The following is a 24,816-nucleotide window of genomic DNA, read 5'->3' as shown; positions in this document are numbered from 1 at the left end:
TCCTTTCATTTACTGCTATTTGTTTAATTGTTACCCTAATCTTACGATTCAAACATTAAAATCAGATGAAAAACAATTAAAATGGACATAAAAATAGCTGCTCAATGCACATTGTGAAATGCATTGAACAGCATCAAGTTTTCCCTAAATACCTTATGATTAAACCGTGACTAATGTTGTAGGTTCCTCTGCATCTGTATCAAAAAGATGCACATGCTCACCTACAAGAATGCCACAAGATTGCAATGTTTGTGTGACGCTCATACGTGCCAACTCTTTCATATTATTATCCTTACTTAAATGCGAAAGATAAATATTGGTCGTCTTATCAAACACAACTTCACTCATTGCGATAGCGGCATCCTCATTAGAAACGTGTCCTACATCACTTAAAATACGACGTTTAATCGACCAAGGATAACGTCCCATTTGAAGCATATTAACATCATGATTACTTTCAAAAACAAAAGAATCTGCACCACGTATAATACCCTTCATACGATCACTGACATAGCCCGTATCTGTAATAATGACAAGCTTACGATCATTCTCATGGAAAGTGTAGAACATTGGATCTGCTGCATCGTGAGAAACGGCAAAGGATTCAACGGCTAAAGAACCAAAATGTTTCACTGTGTCCATTTCAAATTCAAAGCGTTGCTCTATAGGAATGTCGCCAACTAGCCCGTCCATTGCCTGCCACGTTTTGGCGTTTGCATAAATTGGTACATTATATTTTCGTGCCAGTACACCAATCCCTTTAATATGATCACTATGCTCATGTGTAACAAAAATACCACTAAGCTGCTTCATATTACGGTCGATTTTTGTAAAAAGCTGCTCCATTTTTTTCCCACTAAGGCCAGCGTCGACGATAAAAGAGTAGTCGTCATTTTCTACATAAATCGAATTTCCTGTACTGCCACTAGCTAAAACACTAAATCGCATTATTCAACTCCCCAGTCTTCTTCTTCGCTCTCTTGCTTGTCCTCCTGGATCTCGATGACTTTGCCTTCAACTGCATTGACAAAATACTCTTCCTTTTGTCCATCAGATAATTTCACTTGAACTTCCCATGTTGGCACTAATACCTGAGTTCGAGTTAATTTAACAAGCGTGGAGTAACCTAACTTCATTTGCGTAATACGCGAGTCTGGCTTGAGCGTTCCCTTTGCATATAAAGTTTGAATAATTTGAAGAGGCGGAATGACAGTTTCCTGTTGTTCCATTTCCTCAATATTATCAATCATTGTTTGTTCATACATCGTTACTTCATTGTTAGCATTCCACTTAATTTTTAATGAACCATTATAATAAAACATTCGATTATTGGTTTTCTGGAAAAAAACAGCGACTCGTTCTTCCCTGTCTACTTTCCATAAGGCGTAAGATTCTCCTTCAGTTATGTTTGCAAGGACAAAATCCGTAAAGCTTGCATCATCACTCACATTACGTAATTTAACAGGTTTTATAAAAATAGCACGAGCCTTTGAATCCGCCTTTGAATCCTTAATATTAATTTGTTGGTTGCTATTACTAAATTCAGCTGTTGTGAATTTATGGACTTGAGCTGTCATATACGAAGCAGTTTCAATATTATTTGGTAGTGTGCCATACGTAATATTATCATCTTTTAAACGAGCTTCTATTGTTTTTTCACCTGGAACCTCAATATCTTTCGCTTCATTATAGCGATTTACATAAAGGGAATACAAGAAGATGTTTAGAATTAAAAAAACGAATATAAAAATAGATTTTGTTCTATTCCAATCCATTTTTAACACCTCCTAATACTTCAGGAGTTAGTTTAATCCAAGATCCATTACGAATGACAAACCAGCATGGTTCAAATGTAAATATATTAAGTTCTTGGTTTTGCGTTAAATAATAACCCAAAACAATCTCATCAATATCAGCTAAGGCAATATTATTTGCGTTTTTTAATCTCTCGGCAATATTTACTCCAGAAGGCAATTCTTTTATTTCCTTTTCTGCTTCAATATCCATATCTAAGGAAAAGTATGGACGCTTATAATGGAAAATCCGGCTATCTCCCCAAATTGTCGTCATCCGGGTAATGACATGATTGCTATAGACCGGTAAACCTTGCAAATATAATTGATAATCCATTTGATTTTTATTGGTACTTGTTGAAGCATAGCGGAAATCTGCAGTAAATCCACCATGCTCGTTAATAAATTCAAAGCTATCTTTTAGAAGTTTTGATGGCTCAATTCTAATACCGCTCTCTGCAGCTGGATAAACATAATTTAATGACTTTAGATTTGTATCTAACGTCATTAATGACATACCATCTGTATATTTTTCAGAAGACGCACTTTCAATATTGCGCCGTACAATATTTGGATCTGTAAATAATACATTTTTAAATAATTCTGGTGAGATTTCTTCAATATAGTACGTAAATTTTACAGATTCCGTTTTATTGTTATCTACATAAAGAGATGTCTGGCTTTCTCGCTCAATTTCTTTAAAAGTGCCATATTTTTTTGCAGGCTCTATGACTTCCTGTATAAATTGATTCATGTTTGGCACGCTGACATGTGATCGGAATAATGATTGGTTATTACCACTAATGTAATAAATCATTAAATCCTTGCTATTATAATTGCTCCAATCTATAATCATACGATTAAATGTTGTTTCTGGTAATTCCTTATCCGTAAACTGAAAAATCGTGTTAAAGGCTGAAAAAGGAATCTCTCCAGTGAAAAAGATTGTCATGCGATTATTTGTGCCAATAATTTGATTGACATAGTTTGCAGAAAGATTATTGTTAACAGGTACTAAGTCTAATACATTCCAGCCTTTAAATACTTTCATAATATCTTTCATAGCTGCGTTAGATACTGTACCTTTAAATTCCTCATCGGAACGGAAAATAGCCTTGTATGGACGAATAACATCCTCCATATCTTTTTGAGGCTTAATTAGAATTTCCTCTAACTCTGTTTTTTCTATATATTTATAATCAGGTGTATAGGTCCAGATCAAAAAGGTTAAAACCACACTCAGCATGACGAGTAGAAATAGTACAACAGATTTAACTGGTTCTATATATTTCATTCCCACTCACCTGCCTCACCAAATTCATCTGCATCATATGGTAATGTGAAGAAAATGGTTGTACCTTGTCCTTCCTCACTTTCAGCCCAAATCTTACCACCATGAGCCTCAATCATTTCCCGAGCAATAGCCAATCCTAATCCTGTTCCTCCCATTGAACGAGCTCGTGCACGATCAACGCGATAGAAACGATCAAAAATACGACCTACGTTTTCTTTAGGAATCCCCATACCATCATCTGAAATCATGACTTTCAGCATATCCCCTTGTCCAGTAAAGCCAAAGCGAATATTACCACCATCCGGTGAGTATTTGATTGCATTTGAAATAATATTATCAATAACCTGAGTCACCTTATCCGTATCAATTTCTACATAAAAGGACGTTTCAGGGAATATTCGTTCAAATTGTACTTTATCGGACTTAGACATTTCAAATCGGTCAATTATACGATTAAAGAATGAATTAAATAAGACAATATCTTTATTCAATTCGTAGTCTGCACTATCCATTCGTGATAATTGCAATAAATCATTCACTAGACGAATCATACGCTCTGTTTCAGTTTGCGTTACATTTAAAAATGTAGGAGCGATATTTTCATCTTTCCATGCCCCATCTGCTAGTGCCTCTAAATAACTACGCATTGTTGTTAATGGTGTTCTTAATTCATGTGATACATTCGATACAAACTCTCGTCGATCCATTTCTATCTTTTCCTGCTCCGTTATATCGTGTAGTACAGTAATAAGACCATTAATAAAGCCTGTCTCTTTTTGAATAACGGAGAAATTGGCACGTAATATATAGGGAGCATCCGCTGTACTAAAGTTTAAATTGATTGCATCACTCATATAAATCAAGTCTTCAAAACTATATTCCTGATCGATTCCCAATACGGAAGCAATAGGGCGACCTAATGTAATATCCCTTGAAATATGTAGCAACTCAAGTGCAGGATCATTAATTAAAATAATACGTCCCTTACGATCTGTTGCAATAACCCCATCTGTCATATTACTCAGAACCGAATCGAGCTTACGTCGTTCAGCTTCTGTGGTCGATTGTGCCTCTTGTAAACGATTAGTTAAATGATTAAAGGTTATCGCTAGCTGTCCGATTTCATCCGTACCATATACGCGTACTTTTCTGGAATAGTTTCCCTTCGCCATTGCCTGAGCTTGCTTTCGCATATCAGCAATTGGCTGTGTAATTGTTCGTGCAACAAGAATACCTAAAAAGATCGTAAAGACTAACGACATTGCTGTGCCGCCAAGGAAAATACGATTAATTTCGTTCATTTGTTCAAAAACAGACTCAATATTCGCTTCAATATATAGAACACCGATAATTTCATCATCTGGCCCTGCACCCGCTCGAATCGGGTTCGCCAATACCCATACTCGATTCCTTGTTTTGTTATCAAGTTTAATGATATCAAAGAGCGTTTCAGCCGATATCGCACGTCGTACAAGGTCTGTGTTAGAGCGTTGTCCAATTAAATTTTGATTCTCAAGCTCAGATGTTGCTAGTATCCTTTGTCTATCATCAATGACACGAATTTCTAGAATATCACCATTCGAAACATCCCTTAAACCAGTAGAAAACTCCATGACAATTGACTTTAAGCTTTCCTCTAGTTTTGGCATGCTTTCATCGCGTTCCTTTAAAATTTCCTCACGGAGACTATATTGCATCAAGTCAACCCGCTGGAAAATAGAATCTTGGAAGTTGCTCTTCAAATTTTGTTCTAATTGACGTGCGAAATAGATACCGATAATTTGTAAAGCAAGTAAGATTAATAAAATATAAATCAGCACTAATTTGACATGAATGGATTTAAAGAAGCTTACTTTCTGCATTCCTATTACTCCTGTTCAGGATTTCGTAAATAATAACCTACACCACGTCGTGTGACAATCCAAGCAGGATGACTAGGATTATCCTCAATTTTTTCACGTAAGCGACGAATTGTTACGTCAACAGTTCGCACATCGCCAAAGTAATCATAGCCCCATACCGTTTGTAGTAAGTGCTCACGTGTCATTACTTGACCAATGTGTTTTCCTAAATAATGAAGTAACTCAAATTCACGATGTGTTAATTCGATTGTTTCATCACGCTTCATTACTAGATATGCATCTGGTTGAATTACAAGAGATCCTACCACAATCTCATTTGACTCTTCCTCAGCCTCTTCTGCCACAGGAGCAACCACTTGTAAACGGCGCATATTGGCTTTTACACGCGCAATAAGCTCACGAGTACTAAATGGCTTTGTTACATAATCATCTGCACCCATCTCTAATCCTAATACTTTATCAATTTCAGAGCCTTTAGCTGTTAGCATAATTATAGGGAAATCGTATTTTTTACGTACCTCTCTACAAACTTCCATTCCATCACGCTTCGGCAGCATGATATCTAAAAGCATTAAGTCGGGTTGCTCTTCCTCCACTTTCTTTAACGCTTCATCTCCATCATAAGCACAAATAACTTTATAGCCTTCTTTTATTAAATTAAATTGCAAAATATCTGCGATTGGTTTTTCATCGTCAACAACTAATATTGTTTTGTTCATACATTCTCTCCCTTTCGCTTTTTATCTATTCTAAACAATGTGTATTTGTAAATTCACTACTCTTAACTCTATCATGCTTTCGAGTTCTATGCATTAATCGATATTCAATCCATCCAATACTGTGACATAAAAGGATATATTTCAACAATTATTTCTCGGGAAATAATAGAAAAAGACAGTCCACTATTCGGACTGCCTTCTATTCAACACGTTTATCGACCTACATAAGATAATGGATTTTCTAATGAACCGTTCTTTTCAACTTCAAAGTGCAAATGAGTACCTGTAGAATTACCAGTTGAACCCATTATGCCGATTACAGAACCTTTTTCCACTACTTGTCCCACTTCAACATTAATTGAAGATAAATGTCCATAAAGCGTTGTATAACCATTATTGTGATTAATAACAATACGATTACCATAAGTGCCTGAAGAACCAGCCGCAACAACTATACCATTATCAGCAGCTAAAATATTATAGTTACTTGGACGAGCGATATCAATACCACGATGGAAGGCTCCCCAACGTTCACCCATACCACTTGAGATATAGCCCCCAACTGCTGGCCATGCAAATTCGCCAGTACCTCGTGAAGAAATTACCTTTGTGCCAACTACTTCAATTTGATCTACTGGTTGTTGAATGATTTTTTCTTCTAATGCTACTTTCGATGTTTGCGTACCGTTTTCAGATGTTAATGCATAGGTTGTTTCTTTTTTTCCATTAGCGCCTTCTTGTTTAATCACTTTTTCGCCTTTATACATAGTCGGGTCTTCTTTGACCACTTTTTTAAATGGAATTACATCTGCAACTTTCTTTTCCTTTTTTACCTCAATTGTGACAAATGGCTTTGCCACTGTAACATTTAATGCTTGCCCAATTTGTAAAACTGTATCCACAGTAATACCAGGGTTCAAAGCTAATAGTTCACTAGTTGTTAAATTGTGTTTTTTAGCAACCGAACCTAATACATCACCTGATTGAATTTTATATGTTTCTTGCTCTAGATGACCTGTCATTAAATATTTTACTGCTTGCTCAGGCGATAAAATATCAGTTGGTGTAACCTTTTGTGATAATCCTGAGACTCCCTGTTTAAAGGAAATATCTAAAAGACGCGATTCACCATTTTGCAGTTCAGGTAAATTATTAATAGATTGTTGGGTATTCGCTAGTTTATCTAATTCTTGCTGAGAAACATATTGTAGCTTTAACAGCTGAACAGTTTTTTCATAAGCCTCTGTATTCTTTAACGATACGACTGGTTTATGATCAACTAATAATGTAAATGCATCAGACTTCGCTACTAATGATTGCTTAAGCTTTGATAGTGTTTCTGCATCTTTTGTTTCATTCACAAAAACTTGTTCTGGGATTATTTTAACAGCTGAACTAGCGTCAATAGAAAGCCCTTTAAATTGCTGACTCGCTGCTTTTTCTTTAGATGCAATGATATCTTGAATTACCTTCTCATCAGATACTGCACCAATATATTCATTCCCCACATAAACGTGGTAAATTTTATTTAAGTTTTCTTTGTCATATTCCTTGGCAAAACCCATATTAATCGTTAGGCTTGTCATTAAAACTGCAACGATTGAAGCCTTTTTAAAAGAAGAAAAATTGTAGGTGAATCTATTGTTTTCTTCTTTTCTTTTAAAAAACGAATTCATCAATAAAGCCCCTTCCAACTTTACCCTTCAGTAGGATGATTTACCCACAAGGATTTTTTGCACCCTTATAATGTACCATAAAGAAAATAACGTTTGAATAATTTCACCCTTTTGTAATGTAAATGTATTATTTAACTACTAATTGTTACATAGAATACATTTTAGATACTTTTTATTTATTGATATTTTATCTACATATTAGGTAATTAATGAAGTGAATGCTGAATAGTGAGTATACTAATCTCTAAATTTTTTCAAGGGAATTTTGACTTAATACTTTTTACTTTTTTAATATTCCGATAAAATATAAGAGAAGGTACACTATTTGATTGGAGCGATTAAATTGAGTGATTCACAAACCGCTGATAATCCAACAAAAATGTTGAGACATCAGAGAACGAATATGCATAAAATTTTCCTAAGAATTATTATGGTGTCACTAGGTGCGATTATAATGGCATTGGGCTTAGAATTATTTTTAGTACCCAACCACATTATGGATGGAGGCATTGTCGGTGTTTCCATCATTACATCTCATTTATTAAATTTACCCCTTGGTATTTTCATCTTCATTTTAAACTTACCTTTTATTTTCTTAGGCTATAAACAAATTGGTAAAACTTTCGCACTGTCTACAGGGCTAGGTATTACCGTACTCTCCTTAGCAACCCTTGTCTTACATAACATACATCCATTTACGGAAGATACATTATTGGCTACAGTTTTTGGGGGAATGATTTTAGGCGTTGGTGTCGGAATTGTCATTCGATATGGTGGTTCTTTGGATGGAACTGAAATACTAGCCATTCTTTTTAATAGCAAGACGCCTTTTTCAGTTGGAGAAATTATTATGTTCTTCAACGTCCTTATTTTCACAGTGGCAGGTTTTGTTTTTAATTGGGAACAAGCAATGTACTCCATTATTGCATACTATATTGCCTATAAAATGATTGATATTGTGATTCAAGGATTAGAGGAATCAAAATCCGTTTATATCATTAGTGACGACATTGATGAAATAGGACAAACAATTATGGATCGACTTGGGCGTGGTGTTACTTTCCTTCATGGGGAAGGAGCTTATACTGGCAACGATAAGAAAGTCATCTTCACAGTTATTACTCGGTTAGAAGAATCTAAGCTAAAATCAATTGTCGCTGAGATAGATGATAATGCCTTTTTAGCCATTGGTAATATCGCAGAGGTAAAGGGTGGTCGCTTTAAGAAGAAGGATATTCACTAAAAAATGGGCGTACCACTTATGGCACGCCCATTTCCATTTATCTTAAATTATGCTTCCCAAACATCAACTAAAACGTTTGTTTGCTCACGAGCAGGTCCAACTGAGAACGTAGCAATTTGAATTCCTGTTAACTCACTAATACGTTCTACGTAGCGGCGAGCATTATCAGGTAGTTCATCTAAAGTTCGGCAGCTTGTTACATCCTCAGACCAGCCTGGAAGTTCCTCATAAATTGGTTCACATTGTTCAATAATATGAAGATTTGCTGGGTACTCTGTTATTGTTTCACCTTTATAATTATAGGCAGTACAGATTTTGACTGTTTCTAAGCCAGATAAAACATCAATAGAGTTTAGAGCAAGATGTGTGATACCACTTACGCGACGTGAATGACGAACAACTACTGTATCAAACCAACCTACACGACGTGGACGTCCTGTTGTTGTACCGTACTCGCGACCAACCTCACGAATTTGTTGTCCTACTTCATCAAATAACTCTGTTGGGAAAGGACCATCTCCTACACGAGAAGTATAAGCCTTTGATACACCAATAACACTTGTCACTCGTGATGGACCAACACCAGCGCCAATGGCTACTCCACCAGCTACGGGATTTGAAGAAGTTACATATGGATACGTACCTTGATCTACATCAAGTAAAATACCTTGAGCCCCTTCAAATAACACTTTACCGCCTTCATCAAGTACATCATTTAAAATTTTAGATGTATCTGTTACATATTTTGCAATTTCTTGACCGTAACCATAGTATTCCTCAAAAATTTCTTCGAATGTTACGCCTTCAACTTCATAGAATTTCTCAAATAATTTATTTTTAATGGCTAAATTATGACGTAGTTTTTCCTCAAAAATATCTTTATCAAGTAAGTCAGCCATTCGAATTCCGATACGTGCTACTTTATCTTGATAACAAGGCCCAATCCCTTTACAAGTTGTGCCAATTTTATTTTCCCCACGACTAGCTTCGTCAGCGATATCTTGCTTAATATGGTAAGGCAAAATAACATGTGCACGATTAGAAATACGTAGATTATCTGTATCAATACCACGTTCTTGTAAGCCTTTAAGCTCTGTTACTAATGACTTTGGATTGACAACTAATCCGTTACCAATTACTGAAGTTTTTTCTTTATAGAAGATCCCTGATGGAATTAAATGTAGTTTATATGTTTCACCATCAATTTTAATGGTATGTCCTGCATTATCCCCACCTGCAAATCGAGCGATTGCATCGGCTTTTTGCGAAAGGAAATCTGTAATTTTACCTTTTCCTTCGTCTCCCCACTGTGTTCCTACAACTACTACTGATGTCATAATCAGCACCTCCGTTAGATACCTTTGTATCTCAATTTTTAAGCCTAAATCATTGTAACAATGATAGAAACGCCCCGTCAATAAAAAAAAGTTAAAAAACACGAACATATAATCAAAAAATCTGATTCAACGTTCGTGTTTAATAACAGAATGATATGAATATTATCGAACATTCAGATTAATTCAATCTATGGGTAATATTTCATTACTTAAGAGGCAACTTATCTGAATGATGACTAATCACGCGGCGGTGGTGGTGGCATTTGTGACCAATCCACATTAATGAATTTATTAAATTCCTTTTTAAAAGCAAGTGTAACTGTTCCTGTTGGACCATTACGTTGTTTGGCAATAATAATTTCGATCATATTTTTATTCTCAGATTCTTTATCGTAATAGTCATCACGGTATAAAAAGGCAACAATATCAGCATCTTGCTCAATACTTCCCGATTCACGTAAGTCACTCATCATTGGTCGTTTATCTTGTCGTTGCTCAACTCCACGTGATAGCTGTGATAGTGCAATAACAGGAACCTTTAATTCACGGGCTAATCCCTTTAAGGAACGTGAAATCTCTGATACCTCTTGCTGACGGTTTTCTCCTGGCTTACCACTACCTTGAATTAACTGTAAATAATCAATTAAGATCATTCCAAGTCCATTTTCTTGTGCTAAACGTCGACATTTTGCACGAATTTCATTGATACGTACACCTGGTGTATCATCAATAAATATCCCTGAATTCGATAAACTACCCATTGCCATCGTTAGTTTACCCCAATCTTCCGTAGTTAAAGCACCTGTACGTAAAACTTGTGCATCTATGTTACCTTCTGCACAAAGCATACGCATTACTAGTTGTTCTGCACCCATCTCTAAAGAAAAGATCGCAACATTTTCACGTGCTTGCACGGCAACACTTTGCGCAACGTTCAACGCAAAGGCGGTTTTCCCTACAGATGGACGTGCCGCAACAATAATTAAGTCGTTGCGTTGGAAGCCAGCAGTAATGTTATCTAAATCACGGAAGCCAGTAGGTATTCCTGTTACTTCTCCCTTTTGTGATTGCAGTTGCTCAATATTATCAAAAGTTTCCACAAGCACATCTTTAACATGCTTAAAGTCACCTGCGTTCTTTCGATTGGCAACCTCCATCATTTTCTTTTCTGCTTCACCTAATAACGCCTCTACTTCGTCCTCACGCGTATAGCCGTCCTCGACGATTTTCGTAGCTACACGAATTAAGCGACGTAATAGTGCCTTTTCCTCAACAATTTTTGCATAATGTGCGACATTGGCAGCTGTAGGGACAGCATTGGCGAGCTCTAGTAAATAAGATAGCCCGCCAACGTCTTCAATCTCTTTTTTAGCTGATAATTCTTCCGTAACTGTTACAACATCTATCGCTTTTCCTTGATCACTCAAACGCAGCATCGTTTCGAAAATTTTCTTATGGGCATTTAAATAAAAATCATCGGCCAATAAAATTTCTGATGCTGTTATTAACGCCTGTGGTTCAAGGAAAATAGCACCGATAACCGATTGCTCCGCCTCCCGGTTATGCGGTGGAACGCGGTCCATCATCGGTTCACTCATGGATCGTCGCTCCTTATTCTTCCGTTACATGTACTTTTAATGTTGCTGATACTTCATGATGTAGTTTTACTGGAACATTTGTAAAACCAAGTGCACGAATACCTTCAGGTAAAGTCATCTTACGTTTATCAATTTTAATACCATGCACTTTTTGTAATGCATCAGCAATTTGCTTTGTAGATACTGAGCCAAATAGACGGCCACCTTCACCAGATTTTGCTTTTAGCTCAACTGTTAATTTTTCAACTTTTTCTTTTAACGCTTGTGCTTCAGCTAATTCAGCAGCAGCATTTTTAGCTTCTAATTTTTTTTGTCCCTCTAATTGACTTAATGCTTGAGCATTTGCTTCTGCAGCATAGCCATTTTTAATAAGGAAATTTTGTGCATAGCCATCAGCTACGTTTTTAATTTCACCTTTTTTTCCTTTTCCTTTAACGTCTTTTAAAAATACTACTTTCATTAGTCCGAACTCCCTTCAATGACCTCATTTATGGCCTCTTCTAAATGTTTTTTCACGCCATCAATGGATTTAGCATCTATTTGGCAGGCGGCATTCGTTAAATGTCCACCACCGCCGAGCCTCTCCATGATTAGCTGTACATTGACCTCTCCAAGCGATCGTGCACTTATACCAATTTTTCCATCTGCTCGATGCGCAATGACAAAGGATGCACTTACATCTTTCATAGTTAGCAAAATATCTGCTGTTTGTGCAATTAAGACAGAGTCATACACTTTCGAATCTTCACCAACAGCAACAGCAATTCCAGGTTTTACAAATTTGACTGTTTGCACAATTTTAGAGCGCTCAATATATGTGTCCACATCCTCTTTTAAAAGGCGCTGCACTAATACTGTATCCGCACCGTTCGTCCGTAAATAAGAAGCCGCTTCAAATGTACGTGCTCCCGTTCGAAGTGTAAAGCTTTTGGTATCGACAATAATACCTGCCAGTAAAGCAGTGGCCTCTAGCATATTGATCTTCGCACGCTTCGGCTGATATTCTAGTAGCTCTGTTACTAGCTCAGCCGTAGACGACGCATACGGCTCCATATAAACAAGTGTAGGATTTTCGATAAAGTCTTCACTACGACGATGATGATCGATCACAACAACCTTTTCAGCTAGTTTTAATAAGTGTGCATCAATTACTAAATTAGGCTTATGAGTATCCACGATAACAAGCAATGATTTTTCTGTCATTTTCCCAGCAGCTTCTTCAGGTGTAAGGAAATTTTCATAGAAATCCGATTTACTCTCGATTTCATTCATTAGTCGTGTAACGCTACCGTTTAATTCATCAAAGTTTATAATGACATAACCCTTTACATCATTCATTTGTGCCATTTTCCGTACACCAACAGATGCCCCAATAGAGTCCATATCAGGATTTTTATGTCCCATTACAAACACTTGGTCACTGTCTTGAATTAAATCACGCAATGCATGTGAAATAACGCGCGCTCTAACACGTGTACGTTTTTCAACTGGATTTGTTTTCCCACCGTAAAATTTAAGTTTACCAGTAGGTTGTTTAATCGCCACTTGGTCTCCACCACGTCCTAGAACAAGATCAAGACTCGATTGTGCCAATTCACCCAACTCTACTAGCGAGGATGATCCAGCTCCTACACCAATACTTAATGTTAATGATAAATTCTTTTGAGCTGTTTTTTCTCGAATGGTATCTAAAATAGCAAATTTTTTCTTTTCCAGCTCTGTTAAAATAGATTCGTTTAACACTGCTAAAAAGCGATCTGATGATATTCGTTTTACAAATACGCCATGCTCAGCAGCCCACTCATTGACAATTGATGTAACCATCGTATTGGTTAAACTACGTGGTTGGTCATCCATAGCTTGCGTGATTTCATCGTAATTGTCGACAAATAATATAGCGATAACTGTACGATCTGCGTAGTATTGCTTTTCAATGGCAATCTGTTCTGTTATATCAAAGAAATACAGTAGACGTTCCTCTTTTTTATAATAAACACGATATTTCCGATCACGTAGTGTAATCGTAGCCTCATTTGTTTCTTCGGTCTTCATTAGTACATAGATGTCATCAGATATATTAACAATACCTTCTCCAACTAATGACTCCATATTTAAAATGCCTTGCATATATGGATTGGACCATTCTATTTCATATTGCTCGTTAACCAGCAATATGCCAATCGGCATTTCTAGCAATGCCTCTTCTCCTACTTTTTTCATACGGAAGGAAATGGATTCAATATGCTTCTCAGTTTCTTCAAAAGCTATCTTTTCGACCTTCCATGTGTAAGCCATCAATAAAACAAAACCTATTCCATAACCGATACCTATCCCGATATTCCAAATACATAGAAGCACGAACGTCACAATTCCAAATATGGAAAGAACAAAAAGCGGATAGCGAATTGGTCGTTTTCTAAAAGTACCCATTACAATCAGCCCCTTATTCTTTAGTCTTCCCCTTTACAAGTGAACGTACGTCAAAGCCTAAATCAACGATACCGAGTAAGATCATGAAGGATGATAATGGAATAGCTAACAAAGTAGCAACCCATTTTACCCCATTTGGCATCCCTTTTTTTGAAATGAAGTAATGGATAAAAGATATCCCTTGTAGAATGAGTAACAACCATAATATATAAGAAACATTCAATACAATTATATCTAACGTAGATCCGGCCTCTGGACGCATAAATAAATTAATGCATAAAACAATCATGTAATACCATAAAATAGAGCGTGGTAATCTCATATTTTGAAACGGAGCAAACTTAGGAATATCTACTCCCAGTCGTTTTAATGCAGGTAAGTTTAATGTAATGATAATAAATCCAGCAAAAAATGCTGATATTGTAATCGTTGCAGGCATAGTTAGCTCAATTGTTTTAAACATTGCCTCAAGCTGTTCTGGATTTATAGCTACCTGGCCAGTGACATTCTTTGCAAATTCATTTGATTGCTCGTAATTTTGTCGAGCTACTTCTAAACTCATATTAATAAAGTCTATTCCCGTCAGTTTTACATAAGCAATATAAACAATTGCCATGGAAATTAGATTAGCAATCCCCGTCGACATAAATAAAAAGAGCTTACTTTTCTTCAAATAAATTGCGTTACCCATTACGACACCCACTAGCCCTAAAATAAAGGCAAATGGTAGCATGGATATTCCACTTGTTATCGTGGTTAGGATACAGCCTACTATTGCAACAAGTATGGATGTGGAACGCTTGTAATTTGCGCTATACCAAGCAATCGGTAGTGGAGCAAATATTAAAGCTACTATAAAGATGAATGGTACATATGCAGAAATAAGCATTAATATCGTAAAAAGTGCAACCATCATTGAGCCTTGGACAAGCGCTTTTGTTTGATTATTCGGCATTGAAAACCTTCCTTTTTTTCAGTCAAACTTACTATCCTTTATTGTACCATTTTTTCATAGTGTTGAACAAAAATCGCTTAGATCACTATATGCTTTGTTATCAATTTTATCAAACAACTGCCAATTCCAGTTTACCATAACAAAAAACCAGCATACCCCGATACGAATATCGTAATATGCTGGTATTTAAAATTGATGTAAGGTCAGTTACCTTAACGTCATCAATCTTATTTATCTTCTGCTACGAATGGAAGTAATCCCATGATACGAGATACTTTGATAGCTGAAGTTAATTTACGTTGGTACTTAGCGCTAGTGCCAGTTACGCGACGTGGTAAGATTTTACCGCGCTCAGAGATGAATTTTTTTAATAAATCTACATCTTTATAGTCGATATGCGTAATGTTATTAGCAGTGAAGTAGCAAACTTTACGGCGTTTGCGGCCTCCGCGACGTGGTGCCATAGTATGTCTCCTCCTTATCTTTTTTTATATTATAGAAGCATTAGAATGGAAGATCATCCTCAGATACTTCTATCGGTCCTTTGCTATTCGCAAATGGATCCTCATCTACACGTGTATAATTCGGCTGATTCATAGGTGGTTGATTTTGTTGATAAGTATCGCCGCCATAGGAACCCTGCCCTGGCATAGCGCCACCAAACTGTTGTTGTGGTTGACCACCGCCATATGACGGTTGGTTATTACCGTAAGTTTGTCCACCACCGTATTGAGGAGCAGCAGCGCCGCTACCATTACGTGGTTCTAAAAACTGTACGCTATCCGCCACGACATCTGTTGTATATACTCGCTTACCGTCTTGTCCTTCATAACTGCCCGTTTGGATACGACCTTCTACCCCAATTAAACTTCCTTTTCGCATGAAGTTCGCTAGGTTTTCGGCCTGTTTTCGCCATGCAACACAGCTAATGAAATCAGCTTCGCGTTCACCTTGTTGATTTGAGAATGCACGGTTTACAGCAACTGTAAATCTTGTGGACGCAATTCCGTTCGGTGTATAACGTAGCTCAGGATCTTTTGTTAGTCTTCCAACTAATACGACACGGTTTATCATCAGAATACAACCTCCTTTTCAGCGTTTTGTTAAAAGTCAATAATTAAGCTTCTTCGCGAACTGCAATGTGGCGAATGATGTCTTCGCTAATGTTAGCTAGACGTGTATACTCGTTAATTGCTTCTGAAGGAGCGTTTACTTTCACGATTTGGTAGTAACCTTCGCGGAAGTCTTGAATTTCATAAGCTAAGCGGCGTTTGCCCCACTCTTTTGATTCGATGACTTCTGCACCGTTAGAAGTTAAGATTTCGTTGAAACGTTCAACTAAAGCTTTCTTCGCTTCGTCTTCAATGTTCGGACGTACGATGTACATTAATTCGTATTTTCTCATCTGTTTACACCTCCTTATGGACTTAGGCTCTCCTATGTAAGGGAGCAAGGAGCAAGTAATATTATTACTCACATCAATGAATTGTAACATATAGGTACTTATCTTTCAAGTCGCAAACTAATAATTCGGTATATAATAAGAATATATATTGTAATCTTCCATGAAAGGGGCGATTCAATGCTACCAAATAAAGAGCCAATTGTTATTGAATTAGATATAAAAAAATTGATGATTGATAATTTGGTTATTACAGGTGGTCTTGTTATATTATTTACAGCCATTCAATATATTTGCTTTAAAGATTTTCATTTTTCTTTTTGGAATATGATTGTTGGTACAGTACTCTTTGTGATTCTATACATTATTTTTATTGTTCTACATGAGGTATTTCATTTAATTGGTTTTATGTTTTTTGGCAAAGTACCCTTGAAGGCTTTAAAATATGGCATAAATTTAGAGCTTGGTGTTGCTTATGCGACTACAGTACAACCTCTCTCCAACCAAGCAATGAAAAAGGCATTATTACTACCTTTTTGGACGACTGGTGTTCTTCCGACAATTGCTGGGTTTTATTTTAATAGTACCGTTTTAATAATCGTAGGAGCTTTTTTAATGGCTGGTGCAATAGGTGACTTTGCCATGTATAAAGAATTAAGGAAATATCCAAAACAGGCTCTTGTACGAGATGATCCTAAATTACCGAAACTTTACGTATATACTCAACAGAACGAAGATAACTCACTATAAGTTAGAATCTGTAGCATTGAGATAAATAGCTGCAGATTCTATCTATTCTTTAAGGCGTTAAAAATCCGTGCTGAGCTGCGGTATATAAATTTCTCCATATACGATTAAGCGTAGATGTTTCTGTAATAGCCTCCATACCAAGACTTCGTATTAAATGATTTGCTATGTCAACGCAAGCAGCAGCAATCTCTTTACTCATTTGTGTAAATTGAGATTGTTCATCTTCTGTTAAAAGGACACCCTGTTGGTGTTTTTGCCAATATAAAGTCAATGTTGTATAGAACCGCTCCTCATATTGCTTATAATGCTTCTGCTGCTGCATCAATAAAAATTGTAATGCCCCAATCCGTTCAGCTCGATTGATATCATGATTTCGTTGCTTTGTTAATTTATATGCTTCTTCTAAGAAATTTTCGGTAATACCAAGACAAACGCTTAAAAACGAAGCCTCCGCAAAAGTTACAAATGGAAAGCTATGTACTGAGTTGCCATAACTATTTTTTATTGCTCCTAGTTGAAACGTTGCTTCTTCGGGTACCCAAATATTATTCACACGAATCGTATGACTGGCTGTTGCCTTCAATCCCATCGCACACCAATCATTCAATATCTCAACGTCTTGTGGACTCACTGAACAACTAATAATTTCATCTTTTTTGATCCCGTCTTCTTCAATAAAGCAGTTCATTGTAAAAGTAGACGCATAATTGGAGCCACTGCAGTACTTCCACTGTCCCGTTACAACATAACCACCCTCTTCTTTCACAGCTATTCCTGTTGGATAACCACTACCTGCTATGACTGCATCCTTAGGCATAAAAATTTTCTCACAAACATTTGCACTGAAGGTTGGAATAAACGCATTCCCCCCTGTACCAATTGTAATTAGCCAACCAAAATTCCCATCTATAGCTGACATCTGCTGAAATACTTTTACACCTTCCACTAAATCTAAATCCTTACCACCTAATTCTTTTGACATGAACAATTTAAACAATTTTTGTTCATAAATAAAATCAAGTACATCTTGTGGTAGCTTTCCAAGCTGCTCAAACTCTAACCCACGTTCTTTAATCTGTAAAAGATTCATTTGTATAACTGCCCCCATTACTAAAAATTCTGATAACGGATCCATCAAAAAAGGGCAACCATTGTAGATTGCCCCTGTCCATTTTTATACATTAAAGCGGAATAACATAATATCGCCGTCTTGTACTTCATAATCTTTACCTTCAAGTCGAACTTTACCAGCTTCTTTAGCTGCTGCTTGAGAACCTGCCTCTAGTAAATCATCATAAGCAACCGTTTCTGCTCGAATAAAGCCACGTTCAAAGTCAGTATGAATAATACCTGCACACTGTGGCGCCTTCATACCTTTACGGAACGTCCAAGCACGTACTTCTTGTACACCTGCAGTAAAGTACGTTGCTAATCCTAATAAATCATAAGAAGTACGGATTAGCTGATCTAAACCTGATTCTTTAATGCCTAGTTCTTCTAAGAACATAGCTTTTTCTTCATCATCAAGCTCGGAAATTTCTTCTTCGATTTTTGCGCAAATTGTAATTACTTGAGCACCTTCAGCTGACGCATACTCACGTACTTTTTTCACATACTCATTGTTGTCTGCATCTGCTACTTCATCTTCTGAAACGTTTGCAACATAAAGCATTGGTTTAATTGTTAGTAAATGAAGACCTTTAATTACTTTTAGCTCATCATCTGAAAGTTCTGCAGCACGTGCTGGTTTACCGTTTTCTAATTGTTCTTTAATTTTTAGAAGTACTGGCTCTTCAATCATTGCATCTTTATCTTTTTGTTTTGCCATTTTACTAACTCGTTGTATACGTTTATCTACTGATTCTAAGTCAGCTAGCGCAAGCTCTAAATTAATTACCTCGATATCATCAATTGGATCTACTGCACCTGATACGTGTGTAATGTTTTCATCTACAAAACAACGTACAACCTGACAAATTGCATCCACTTCACGAATATGAGCTAGGAATTTATTCCCTAATCCTTCACCTTTGGAAGCACCTTTTACAATTCCTGCGATATCTGTGAATTCAAATGCAGTTGGCACAGTTTTTTTCGGTACAACTAATTCTGTTAATTTATCTAAACGTGCATCTGGTACTTCAACGATACCAACGTTCGGATCAATCGTTGCGAATGGATAGTTTGCAGCCAATGCGCCCGCTTTTGTAATTGCGTTAAATAATGTTGATTTTCCAACGTTAGGTAAACCAACGATTCCAGCTGTTAATGCCATGAATGGACACAACCTTTCTATACTCAGTTCAAATTTTCTCTCATATAACCTTATCTATTATATTGATTCGCTCATAAAAAGTCTAATATGCCTGATGTTAAGCCTCATTAGCAGATATTAAAACCTTTTTCATTTTTTTCTCAAATTCACGGCGCGGAATCATGACACTATGCTGACACCCTTCACATTTAATACGGACATCTGCGCCCATACGAATAATCTTCCATTTATTTGTACCACATGGATGTTGTTTTTTCATTTCAACGATATCATTTAAACCAAATTTTTTAGCTTCCATGTTATTCACTTCTCCCCTCATCTTTTCCATAGAACATCATTTTTGGATAGGCCATTGGTATGTTATTTTCTTCAAAAAGTTTTGTAACATCACGGCGAATTGTACGTGCAACGCCATATTGTTGCTGTGGTAATGTTTCAGCCGCTATACGTATTGTTACCTCAGTCCCTTTAACATTTTGCACACCTAAAAAAACCGGAGTCGTTATTAATTCCTTATGCAATGTAGGTAATGTCTCTAAATACTTATTAATAACCGCTTCAGCTTTCCCAAAATCAGCAGCTGTGGTCATTTGTAAATCTATAAAAATTTTGGAGTTGTTAACAGAATAATTGACGACCTCACCAATTGCACCATTTGGGATGATGAACTGCTCCCCCGTGGCTCCATTAATTTTTGTAGTACGTAAACCTATTTCTACAACTGTACCTTCTGCTGCATTTATTTTTATATAATCCCCTACACCAAATTGATCTTCAAAGATAATGAAGAATCCAGTAATAACATCCTTTACTAAACTTTGAGCACCAAAACCTATTGCTAAACCAACAATCCCTGCACCGGCCAATAGCCCTGCTACCTTTATATTTAAAGAAGAAAGAATTCCTATAATCGCTGAGAAGTAAACTACATAAGAAATCACACTTTGTAATAATCTTGCAATTGTTCGTTGACGTCGCTCTGAGTGGTTTAATGGGGAACGCATTCGTATTAAGAACACTTTTTTAATAAATTTTTTACCTAATCTTACAGCTAACCATGATGCTAATAAAATGAGCACAATCTCTATGGATGCATCAATCACATGATCCCAAAGTTCCTCAGATGTGAGCTTATCCCAATATCTCTCCATTAACTTTTTTTTATTCTCTTCCATCATTACCACCTCTTGAATAACTTGCTAAAAATTTGCGTATACTGCATAAAAATTGAGCACTTCTAAATATAAAAAGAAAGTGAGTTTTTTTATGAATACTATACCAAATATGTTACTACCTTATTCCCTTCATCACGAGAGTAAAAATGCTGTTTGGCAATTAAGCACATTATTTTTAGAACATATACCGTTTCATCATGAACGTTTAATTTTTTGTTGTATTGGTAGTGACCGCTGTACAGGTGATACACTTGGACCATTAACAGGTAGCTTTCTAAAAAAATCAGTTAGCTTTCCCTATGAAATTGTTGGTTCTTTAGAAGATCCTTTACATGCTCTAAATCTTGATTCTACTATGCAACAGCTACACAATCATACTACAAAACCTTTTATTATTGCGATTGATGCCTGTCTTGGCAGTGAGCAAAATGTTGGCCATATTTCAGTTCAAAGCGGTCCTATTTTTCCCGGCAAGGCTGTAAAAAAAGAATTACCTCCAATCGGAGACATTTCCGTTAAAGGAATCGTCAATATTGGAGGCTTTATGGAAATGCTTGTTTTACAAAATACAAGACTTCATATTTCTTATGCTATGGCAGAAAAACTTTCTAGAGCTTTATTATTAGCTGCCCACCGTTATTCACTGAAAAGTGTAGAAGATGGCAACCATAACGCCAACAACGATAATACCTGGCAGCAAGTTAGCAGCTTTGATTTTAGCTAAACCAGCAATGTTTAACCCTATTGCCATAATCATTACGCCGCCAACAGCAGTCATTTCAGTAATGTACATTTCTAGCGCCGCATCAGGTATAAAGGAGCTTATAACGCCCGCAAAAAGTGCAATTAAGCCTTGATAAACAAAGACAGGTACAGCCGATAGCATAACACCTATACCTAATGTGGATGCTAAAATAATGGATGTAAATCCATCTATTAATCCCTTTGTAATTAAAACATTGTGATCATTACGTAGACCACTATCGAGTGCACCGATTACAGCCATCGACCCAACAACAAAAATTAGAGAAGCAGTGACAAAGCCCTCTGCGATGCTTATTTGGTTTTGATCATTCCGTTTTGTTCGAAATAATGACTCGACCCATTTTCCAAGCCGATTCATTTGCTTATCTAAATCCAACCACTCACCTATTACTGTACCTACAACTAAACTTACTACTAATATAATAAAGTTATCACTTTCAAAGCCCATTTTTATCCCTAACAATGTGACCGCTAAACCAATAATGGATAGGACCGTAGATTTCATAGATTCAGGAATATTTTTAAAAATGCGCCCCACTAATGCACCTGCTATAATTAGCACAGCATTAATCAATGCCCCTAGTATTACCACACTTAAGCCTTCCTTCTCTCTAAAAAATAGAGAGCGCCTGTTTGCTTGGCGCTCTGATTAAGTTATAGAAATATTATTTTATTCTTCCTGTAAGTTCAAAATTTCTAAAATACGTTCTAAATCATCTTCGGAATAAAATTCAATTTCAATTTTTCCTTTATTGTTTGTTTTTTTGATTTGTACATTTGTTCCAAAATAATCACGTAATTGGGATTCTTTGGCTGCTACAAAAATATCTTTCTTCTTTGGTGGAATTGTTTCACGTGAAACTTCTTCATTGATACTTTGTACTAGCATTTCAACCTGACGTACATTCAAGCCTAGGTTAATTACCTTATTGGCTACTTCTGAAATTCTTCTTTTATTTTTCAAGCCGAGTAAAGCCCGTCCTTGCCCCATTGATAACATGCCTTCATTCATCAATTTTCGAACATCTTCTGGTAAAGCAAGTAGACGAACGTGATTGGCTATATGTGGTCTACTTTTTCCTAGCCGCTTAGATAATTCTTCTTGTGTTAAATGTAGGTTTTCCATTAAGCTCTGATAGGCTTCTGCTTCTTCAATAACTGTTAAATCCTCACGTTGGAGATTTTCTAAAATGGCTAGCTCCATCATTTGAGCATCTGATAGCTCTTTAATAATGACAGGAATAACCTCTAATTCAGCTAAGAGACATGCTCTATAACGGCGTTCCCCAGCAACAATTTCAAATTTACGTCCTTTTTTTCGAACAGCAATTGGCTGCAAAATACCATGCTCTTTAATAGAATCTGCTAGCTCCTGTAAACTTTCCTCATCAAAAATTTTACGAGGCTGATATGGGTTCGCAACAATTAAATCCAATTGGATTTCTTCTACTTGCCCACTTTGTTCTAAAGACTCTCCTGGAAATAGTGCACCAATGCCCCTTCCTAAACCTTTAGCCATTTTTTATCACTTCCCTCGCCATCTCCAAATAAACTTCTGCACCTCTAGATTTTGCGTCGTAAGTGATGATTGGTTGACCATGACTTGGTGCCTCACTTAATCGCACATTACGAGGAATGATCGTTTTATATACTTTATCTTGGAAATATTTTTTTACTTCATCAATAACCTGTAAACCTAAGTTTGTTCGTGCATCCAACATTGTTAAAAGAACCCCATCAATATAAAGCTGCTGGTTTAGATGCTTTTGAACAAGTCGAACAGTGGATAATAATTGACTTAGCCCTTCCAATGCATAGTATTCACATTGAACCGGGATAATCAGTGCATCTGAAGCAGTTAATGCATTAATTGTTAAAAGTCCTAAAGAAGGAGGACAGTCAATAATAATATAATCGAAATCTTCTTTAACATTTTGCAGTGCATGTTTTAATCGCACTTCTCTTGAAATAGTAGAAACCAACTCAATTTCGGCACCTGCAAGTGAAATTGTTGCTGGCACGATTGATAAATTTTCAACATTTGTTTTTTGAATGACATTTTCTACATCTTCGTCGTCAATGAGCACATCATAAATACAGCCCTGTATTTCTCCTTTATTAATACCAAGTCCACTTGTTGTATTCCCCTGCGGATCAGTATCAATTAAAAGCACTTTCTTACCTAAATAAGCTAGGCAAGCGCTCAAATTGACCGAAGTTGTTGTTTTACCTACGCCACCCTTTTGATTGGCGATTGCTATAATTCTACCCATTTAAAAGCACCTGCTTTCATCTATCAAAGTTTACTTTGACAAATCATTTGTAAAATCACTCTTTAATCCGCTATCTAACTCTCATTCTATCAAAAAAATTGAAGAGAGTTGTATAAAATATTAAGAATATATACAAAAAAGGAGATATCTCATTTATCTTTCTGAGATATCTCCTCTGTACAGTGTTCGATAAAGCTCTAAATTACTTTTTTAGAATAATTTATTACACCTTTTTCTTTTTAGGTATCTTCACTGTAATTTGATAATATTCTTCTGTATCTTCTTCTTCTGTTTTCACCGTAATACCGCTTTTTGTTACCATTGTTAACGATTGTTTAATCGTATTTAAAGCAATGCGTACATCTTTACTTATAGCTTTTCTCTTTGGCTTTGCTTTCTTTGGTGCCGATTCTTCCTGCTCGTCTGTTACTGGATTTAATATTGTCTGAATTTGTTCCTCTAATTGACGAACGTTCCAATCATTATCAATCGTTTGTTGTAAAATTTCTAATTGTAATGGTTGATCTTTTACTGCGATTAATGCACGTGCATGTCGTTCAGATATTTGGCGCTTCAAAATGGCTTGCTGCACTTCTTCCGGCAACCTTAATAAACGTAATTTATTGGCTACAGTGGATTGTCCTTTTCCAAGTCGTTGGGCAAGTGCTTCCTGTGTAAGCTCATGAAGCTCTAATAATTTTTGATAGGCTACCGCTTCTTCAATTGCAGTTAACTCTTCACGCTGTAAGTTCTCTATTAACGCAATAGAAGCTGTTTCCTTATCAGTTAAATTACGTACAATAGCAGGGACCTCTGTCCATTGTAGCTTTTTCATCGCCCGATAACGACGCTCACCGGCAATGATTTCATATTGATTTTCTGATGTTTTACGTACAACAATTGGCTGAATCACACCATGTGTATGAATGGTTCTTGATAATTCCTCAATTTTTTCATCATCAAAAATAGTACGTGGCTGAAAACGGTTAGGTACAATTTGATTAATAGGCAACTTTATGACTTCTTCCGCTGCATGAACCGCCTCTGCTTGTTCTACTTCATTTTTCACAATAGGCTCCGTTTTACTCCCGCCTCCAAAAAAACGTGAAAAAGGACTTTTCATCCAAGTGGCACCACCTTTAAGTAACTATCTTGCTCTGTGTCATTCTATTATTATTTATTATATTTCTTCAAATGTATATAGTTCATAGATGTCTTTTGCGTGAACCATCCATAACTAGTATGTATGCTCAAAATAGAAAAAATATT

The 24,816-nt window shown here is 36.4% G+C and carries 25 protein-coding genes; 3 read left to right on the top strand and 22 right to left on the bottom strand.

The window, feature by feature from the left end; genetic code table 11:
- Window positions 1–159: 159 nt before the first annotated feature.
- The 6 genes from SJW71_RS00785 to SJW71_RS00760 all read right to left on the bottom strand — a co-directional run bounded on the left by SJW71_RS00785 (window position 160) and on the right by SJW71_RS00760 (window position 7,344).
- Window positions 160–948, bottom strand: coding sequence for an MBL fold metallo-hydrolase (locus SJW71_RS00785; protein ID WP_274795076.1), 789 nt, complete (start codon window positions 946–948; stop codon window positions 160–162).
- Complete coding sequence (locus SJW71_RS00780) at window positions 948–1,775, bottom strand: two-component system regulatory protein YycI (protein ID WP_274795077.1); 828 nt, start codon at window positions 1,773–1,775, stop codon at window positions 948–950. Before SJW71_RS00780 ends, SJW71_RS00785 begins: the two co-directional genes overlap by 1 nt.
- Window positions 1,762–3,087, bottom strand: a complete 1,326-nt coding sequence (locus SJW71_RS00775; protein ID WP_322611482.1) for a YycH family regulatory protein — start codon at window positions 3,085–3,087, stop codon at window positions 1,762–1,764. Before SJW71_RS00775 ends, SJW71_RS00780 begins: the two co-directional genes overlap by 14 nt.
- Window positions 3,084–4,949: a cell wall metabolism sensor histidine kinase WalK gene (gene walK / locus SJW71_RS00770; RefSeq protein ID WP_274795079.1), complete on the bottom strand. Its 1,866-nt coding sequence runs from the start codon at window positions 4,947–4,949 to the stop codon at window positions 3,084–3,086. Before walK ends, SJW71_RS00775 begins: the two co-directional genes overlap by 4 nt.
- 5 nt (window positions 4,950–4,954) lie before the next feature.
- The gene (gene yycF / locus SJW71_RS00765; RefSeq protein WP_274795080.1) at window positions 4,955–5,668 is read right to left on the bottom strand and encodes a response regulator YycF; all 714 of its coding nucleotides are present in this window, start codon (window positions 5,666–5,668) and stop codon (window positions 4,955–4,957) included.
- A 212-nt stretch (window positions 5,669–5,880) separates the two neighbouring features.
- A complete protein-coding gene (locus tag SJW71_RS00760) occupies window positions 5,881–7,344 on the bottom strand; it encodes a M23 family metallopeptidase (RefSeq protein ID WP_312506361.1) in 1,464 nt (487 codons plus the stop codon).
- 379 nt (window positions 7,345–7,723) lie between these two features.
- On the opposite strand from SJW71_RS00760, the gene SJW71_RS00755 reads away from it, so the two are divergent.
- Complete coding sequence (locus SJW71_RS00755) at window positions 7,724–8,587, top strand: YitT family protein (RefSeq protein WP_274797396.1); 864 nt, start codon at window positions 7,724–7,726, stop codon at window positions 8,585–8,587.
- A 47-nt stretch (window positions 8,588–8,634) separates the two neighbouring features.
- On the opposite strand, the gene SJW71_RS00750 is transcribed toward SJW71_RS00755, so the two are convergent.
- The 8 genes from SJW71_RS00750 to rpsF form a co-directional block, all read right to left on the bottom strand.
- The gene (locus SJW71_RS00750; protein WP_274795082.1) at window positions 8,635–9,924 is read right to left on the bottom strand and encodes an adenylosuccinate synthase; all 1,290 of its coding nucleotides are present in this window, start codon (window positions 9,922–9,924) and stop codon (window positions 8,635–8,637) included.
- Window positions 9,925–10,160: 236 nt separating this feature from the next.
- Complete coding sequence (dnaB, locus tag SJW71_RS00745) at window positions 10,161–11,522, bottom strand: replicative DNA helicase (protein WP_004233370.1); 1,362 nt, start codon at window positions 11,520–11,522, stop codon at window positions 10,161–10,163.
- 13 nt (window positions 11,523–11,535) lie between these two features.
- Window positions 11,536–11,982, bottom strand: a complete 447-nt coding sequence (rplI, locus tag SJW71_RS00740; RefSeq protein ID WP_274795084.1) for a 50S ribosomal protein L9 — start codon at window positions 11,980–11,982, stop codon at window positions 11,536–11,538.
- Window positions 11,982–13,952, bottom strand: coding sequence for a DHH family phosphoesterase (locus tag SJW71_RS00735; RefSeq protein ID WP_274795085.1), 1,971 nt, complete (start codon window positions 13,950–13,952; stop codon window positions 11,982–11,984). The genes rplI and SJW71_RS00735 overlap by 1 nt, the downstream gene beginning before the upstream one ends.
- Before the next feature lie 13 nt (window positions 13,953–13,965).
- Window positions 13,966–14,907, bottom strand: coding sequence for a YybS family protein (locus SJW71_RS00730; protein ID WP_274795086.1), 942 nt, complete (start codon window positions 14,905–14,907; stop codon window positions 13,966–13,968).
- Window positions 14,908–15,134: 227 nt separating this feature from the next.
- Window positions 15,135–15,371 (bottom strand): 30S ribosomal protein S18, encoded by a 237-nt coding sequence (gene rpsR / locus SJW71_RS00725; RefSeq protein WP_012296211.1) that lies wholly within the window; start codon window positions 15,369–15,371, stop codon window positions 15,135–15,137.
- Window positions 15,372–15,411: 40 nt separating this feature from the next.
- Window positions 15,412–15,981, bottom strand: a complete 570-nt coding sequence (gene ssb, locus SJW71_RS00720; RefSeq protein WP_274795087.1) for a single-stranded DNA-binding protein — start codon at window positions 15,979–15,981, stop codon at window positions 15,412–15,414.
- Between the two features lie 43 nt (window positions 15,982–16,024).
- Window positions 16,025–16,312: a 30S ribosomal protein S6 gene (gene rpsF / locus SJW71_RS00715; RefSeq protein WP_274795088.1), complete on the bottom strand. Its 288-nt coding sequence runs from the start codon at window positions 16,310–16,312 to the stop codon at window positions 16,025–16,027.
- Window positions 16,313–16,489: 177 nt separating this feature from the next.
- Between rpsF and SJW71_RS00710 the strand changes: the two genes are divergently transcribed.
- Complete coding sequence (locus SJW71_RS00710) at window positions 16,490–17,059, top strand: DUF3267 domain-containing protein (RefSeq protein ID WP_322605760.1); 570 nt, start codon at window positions 16,490–16,492, stop codon at window positions 17,057–17,059.
- Window positions 17,060–17,108: 49 nt separating this feature from the next.
- On the opposite strand, the gene SJW71_RS00705 is transcribed toward SJW71_RS00710, so the two are convergent.
- From SJW71_RS00705 to SJW71_RS00690, 4 genes are all read right to left on the bottom strand, one after another.
- Window positions 17,109–18,194 (bottom strand): acyl-CoA dehydrogenase, encoded by a 1,086-nt coding sequence (locus tag SJW71_RS00705; RefSeq protein WP_274795090.1) that lies wholly within the window; start codon window positions 18,192–18,194, stop codon window positions 17,109–17,111.
- A 39-nt stretch (window positions 18,195–18,233) separates the two neighbouring features.
- On the bottom strand, window positions 18,234–19,334 hold the full coding sequence (gene ychF, locus SJW71_RS00700; protein ID WP_274795091.1) for a redox-regulated ATPase YchF: 1,101 nt from the start codon (window positions 19,332–19,334) through the stop codon (window positions 18,234–18,236).
- A 97-nt stretch (window positions 19,335–19,431) separates the two neighbouring features.
- Entirely contained in the window at window positions 19,432–19,632 is a 201-nt protein-coding gene (locus SJW71_RS00695) for a DUF951 domain-containing protein (protein ID WP_274795092.1), read from the bottom strand.
- A gap of 1 nt (window position 19,633) precedes the next feature.
- Complete coding sequence (locus SJW71_RS00690) at window positions 19,634–20,509, bottom strand: mechanosensitive ion channel family protein (RefSeq protein WP_274797397.1); 876 nt, start codon at window positions 20,507–20,509, stop codon at window positions 19,634–19,636.
- Window positions 20,510–20,600: 91 nt separating this feature from the next.
- Between SJW71_RS00690 and yyaC the strand changes: the two genes are divergently transcribed.
- Window positions 20,601–21,233, top strand: coding sequence for a spore protease YyaC (gene yyaC / locus SJW71_RS00685; RefSeq protein ID WP_274795093.1), 633 nt, complete (start codon window positions 20,601–20,603; stop codon window positions 21,231–21,233).
- On the opposite strand, the gene SJW71_RS00680 is transcribed toward yyaC, so the two are convergent.
- From SJW71_RS00680 to noc, 4 genes are all read right to left on the bottom strand, one after another.
- A complete protein-coding gene (locus tag SJW71_RS00680; protein WP_274795094.1) occupies window positions 21,150–21,866 on the bottom strand; it encodes a DUF554 domain-containing protein in 717 nt (238 codons plus the stop codon). The genes yyaC and SJW71_RS00680 overlap by 84 nt on opposite strands.
- 78 nt (window positions 21,867–21,944) lie before the next feature.
- Window positions 21,945–22,793 (bottom strand): ParB/RepB/Spo0J family partition protein, encoded by an 849-nt coding sequence (locus SJW71_RS00675; RefSeq protein ID WP_274795095.1) that lies wholly within the window; start codon window positions 22,791–22,793, stop codon window positions 21,945–21,947.
- Entirely contained in the window at window positions 22,786–23,547 is a 762-nt protein-coding gene (locus tag SJW71_RS00670; protein ID WP_274795096.1) for a ParA family protein, read from the bottom strand. Before SJW71_RS00670 ends, SJW71_RS00675 begins: the two co-directional genes overlap by 8 nt.
- A 223-nt stretch (window positions 23,548–23,770) precedes the next feature.
- On the bottom strand, window positions 23,771–24,670 hold the full coding sequence (gene noc / locus SJW71_RS00665) for a nucleoid occlusion protein (protein WP_322611483.1): 900 nt from the start codon (window positions 24,668–24,670) through the stop codon (window positions 23,771–23,773).
- Window positions 24,671–24,816: the final 146 nt, after the last annotated feature.

Source organism: Lysinibacillus sp. FW12, from assembly GCF_050817245.1.
GTDB lineage: Bacteria > Bacillota > Bacilli > Bacillales_A > Planococcaceae > Lysinibacillus > Lysinibacillus irui.
The sequence above is the reverse complement of the archived record's forward strand: the minus strand, read 5'-3'. Positions and strand labels throughout refer to the sequence as shown.

What these genes read in the sequence shown, in the direction of transcription:
- SJW71_RS00785 (WP_274795076.1), bottom strand. Translation starts at nt 948, where the DNA reads ATGCGATTTAGTGTTTTAGCTAGTGGCAGTACAGGAAATTCGATTTAT.
- SJW71_RS00780 (WP_274795077.1), bottom strand. Translation starts at nt 1,775, where the DNA reads ATGGATTGGAATAGAACAAAATCTATTTTTATATTCGTTTTTTTAATT.
- SJW71_RS00775 (WP_322611482.1), bottom strand. Translation starts at nt 3,087, where the DNA reads ATGAAATATATAGAACCAGTTAAATCTGTTGTACTATTTCTACTCGTC.
- walK (WP_274795079.1), bottom strand. Translation starts at nt 4,949, where the DNA reads ATGCAGAAAGTAAGCTTCTTTAAATCCATTCATGTCAAATTAGTGCTG.
- yycF (WP_274795080.1), bottom strand. Translation starts at nt 5,668, where the DNA reads ATGAACAAAACAATATTAGTTGTTGACGATGAAAAACCAATCGCAGAT.
- SJW71_RS00760 (WP_312506361.1), bottom strand. Translation starts at nt 7,344, where the DNA reads ATGAATTCGTTTTTTAAAAGAAAAGAAGAAAACAATAGATTCACCTAC.
- SJW71_RS00755 (WP_274797396.1), top strand. Translation starts at nt 7,724, where the DNA reads ATGTTGAGACATCAGAGAACGAATATGCATAAAATTTTCCTAAGAATT.
- SJW71_RS00750 (WP_274795082.1), bottom strand. Translation starts at nt 9,924, where the DNA reads ATGACATCAGTAGTAGTTGTAGGAACACAGTGGGGAGACGAAGGAAAA.
- dnaB (WP_004233370.1), bottom strand. Translation starts at nt 11,522, where the DNA reads ATGAGTGAACCGATGATGGACCGCGTTCCACCGCATAACCGGGAGGCG.
- rplI (WP_274795084.1), bottom strand. Translation starts at nt 11,982, where the DNA reads ATGAAAGTAGTATTTTTAAAAGACGTTAAAGGAAAAGGAAAAAAAGGT.
- SJW71_RS00735 (WP_274795085.1), bottom strand. Translation starts at nt 13,952, where the DNA reads ATGGGTACTTTTAGAAAACGACCAATTCGCTATCCGCTTTTTGTTCTT.
- SJW71_RS00730 (WP_274795086.1), bottom strand. Translation starts at nt 14,907, where the DNA reads ATGCCGAATAATCAAACAAAAGCGCTTGTCCAAGGCTCAATGATGGTT.
- rpsR (WP_012296211.1), bottom strand. Translation starts at nt 15,371, where the DNA reads ATGGCACCACGTCGCGGAGGCCGCAAACGCCGTAAAGTTTGCTACTTC.
- ssb (WP_274795087.1), bottom strand. Translation starts at nt 15,981, where the DNA reads ATGATAAACCGTGTCGTATTAGTTGGAAGACTAACAAAAGATCCTGAG.
- rpsF (WP_274795088.1), bottom strand. Translation starts at nt 16,312, where the DNA reads ATGAGAAAATACGAATTAATGTACATCGTACGTCCGAACATTGAAGAC.
- SJW71_RS00710 (WP_322605760.1), top strand. Translation starts at nt 16,490, where the DNA reads ATGCTACCAAATAAAGAGCCAATTGTTATTGAATTAGATATAAAAAAA.
- SJW71_RS00705 (WP_274795090.1), bottom strand. Translation starts at nt 18,194, where the DNA reads ATGGATCCGTTATCAGAATTTTTAGTAATGGGGGCAGTTATACAAATG.
- ychF (WP_274795091.1), bottom strand. Translation starts at nt 19,334, where the DNA reads ATGGCATTAACAGCTGGAATCGTTGGTTTACCTAACGTTGGAAAATCA.
- SJW71_RS00695 (WP_274795092.1), bottom strand. Translation starts at nt 19,632, where the DNA reads ATGGAAGCTAAAAAATTTGGTTTAAATGATATCGTTGAAATGAAAAAA.
- SJW71_RS00690 (WP_274797397.1), bottom strand. Translation starts at nt 20,509, where the DNA reads ATGGAAGAGAATAAAAAAAAGTTAATGGAGAGATATTGGGATAAGCTC.
- yyaC (WP_274795093.1), top strand. Translation starts at nt 20,601, where the DNA reads ATGAATACTATACCAAATATGTTACTACCTTATTCCCTTCATCACGAG.
- SJW71_RS00675 (WP_274795095.1), bottom strand. Translation starts at nt 22,793, where the DNA reads ATGGCTAAAGGTTTAGGAAGGGGCATTGGTGCACTATTTCCAGGAGAG.
- SJW71_RS00670 (WP_274795096.1), bottom strand. Translation starts at nt 23,547, where the DNA reads ATGGGTAGAATTATAGCAATCGCCAATCAAAAGGGTGGCGTAGGTAAA.
- noc (WP_322611483.1), bottom strand. Translation starts at nt 24,670, where the DNA reads ATGAAAAGTCCTTTTTCACGTTTTTTTGGAGGCGGGAGTAAAACGGAG.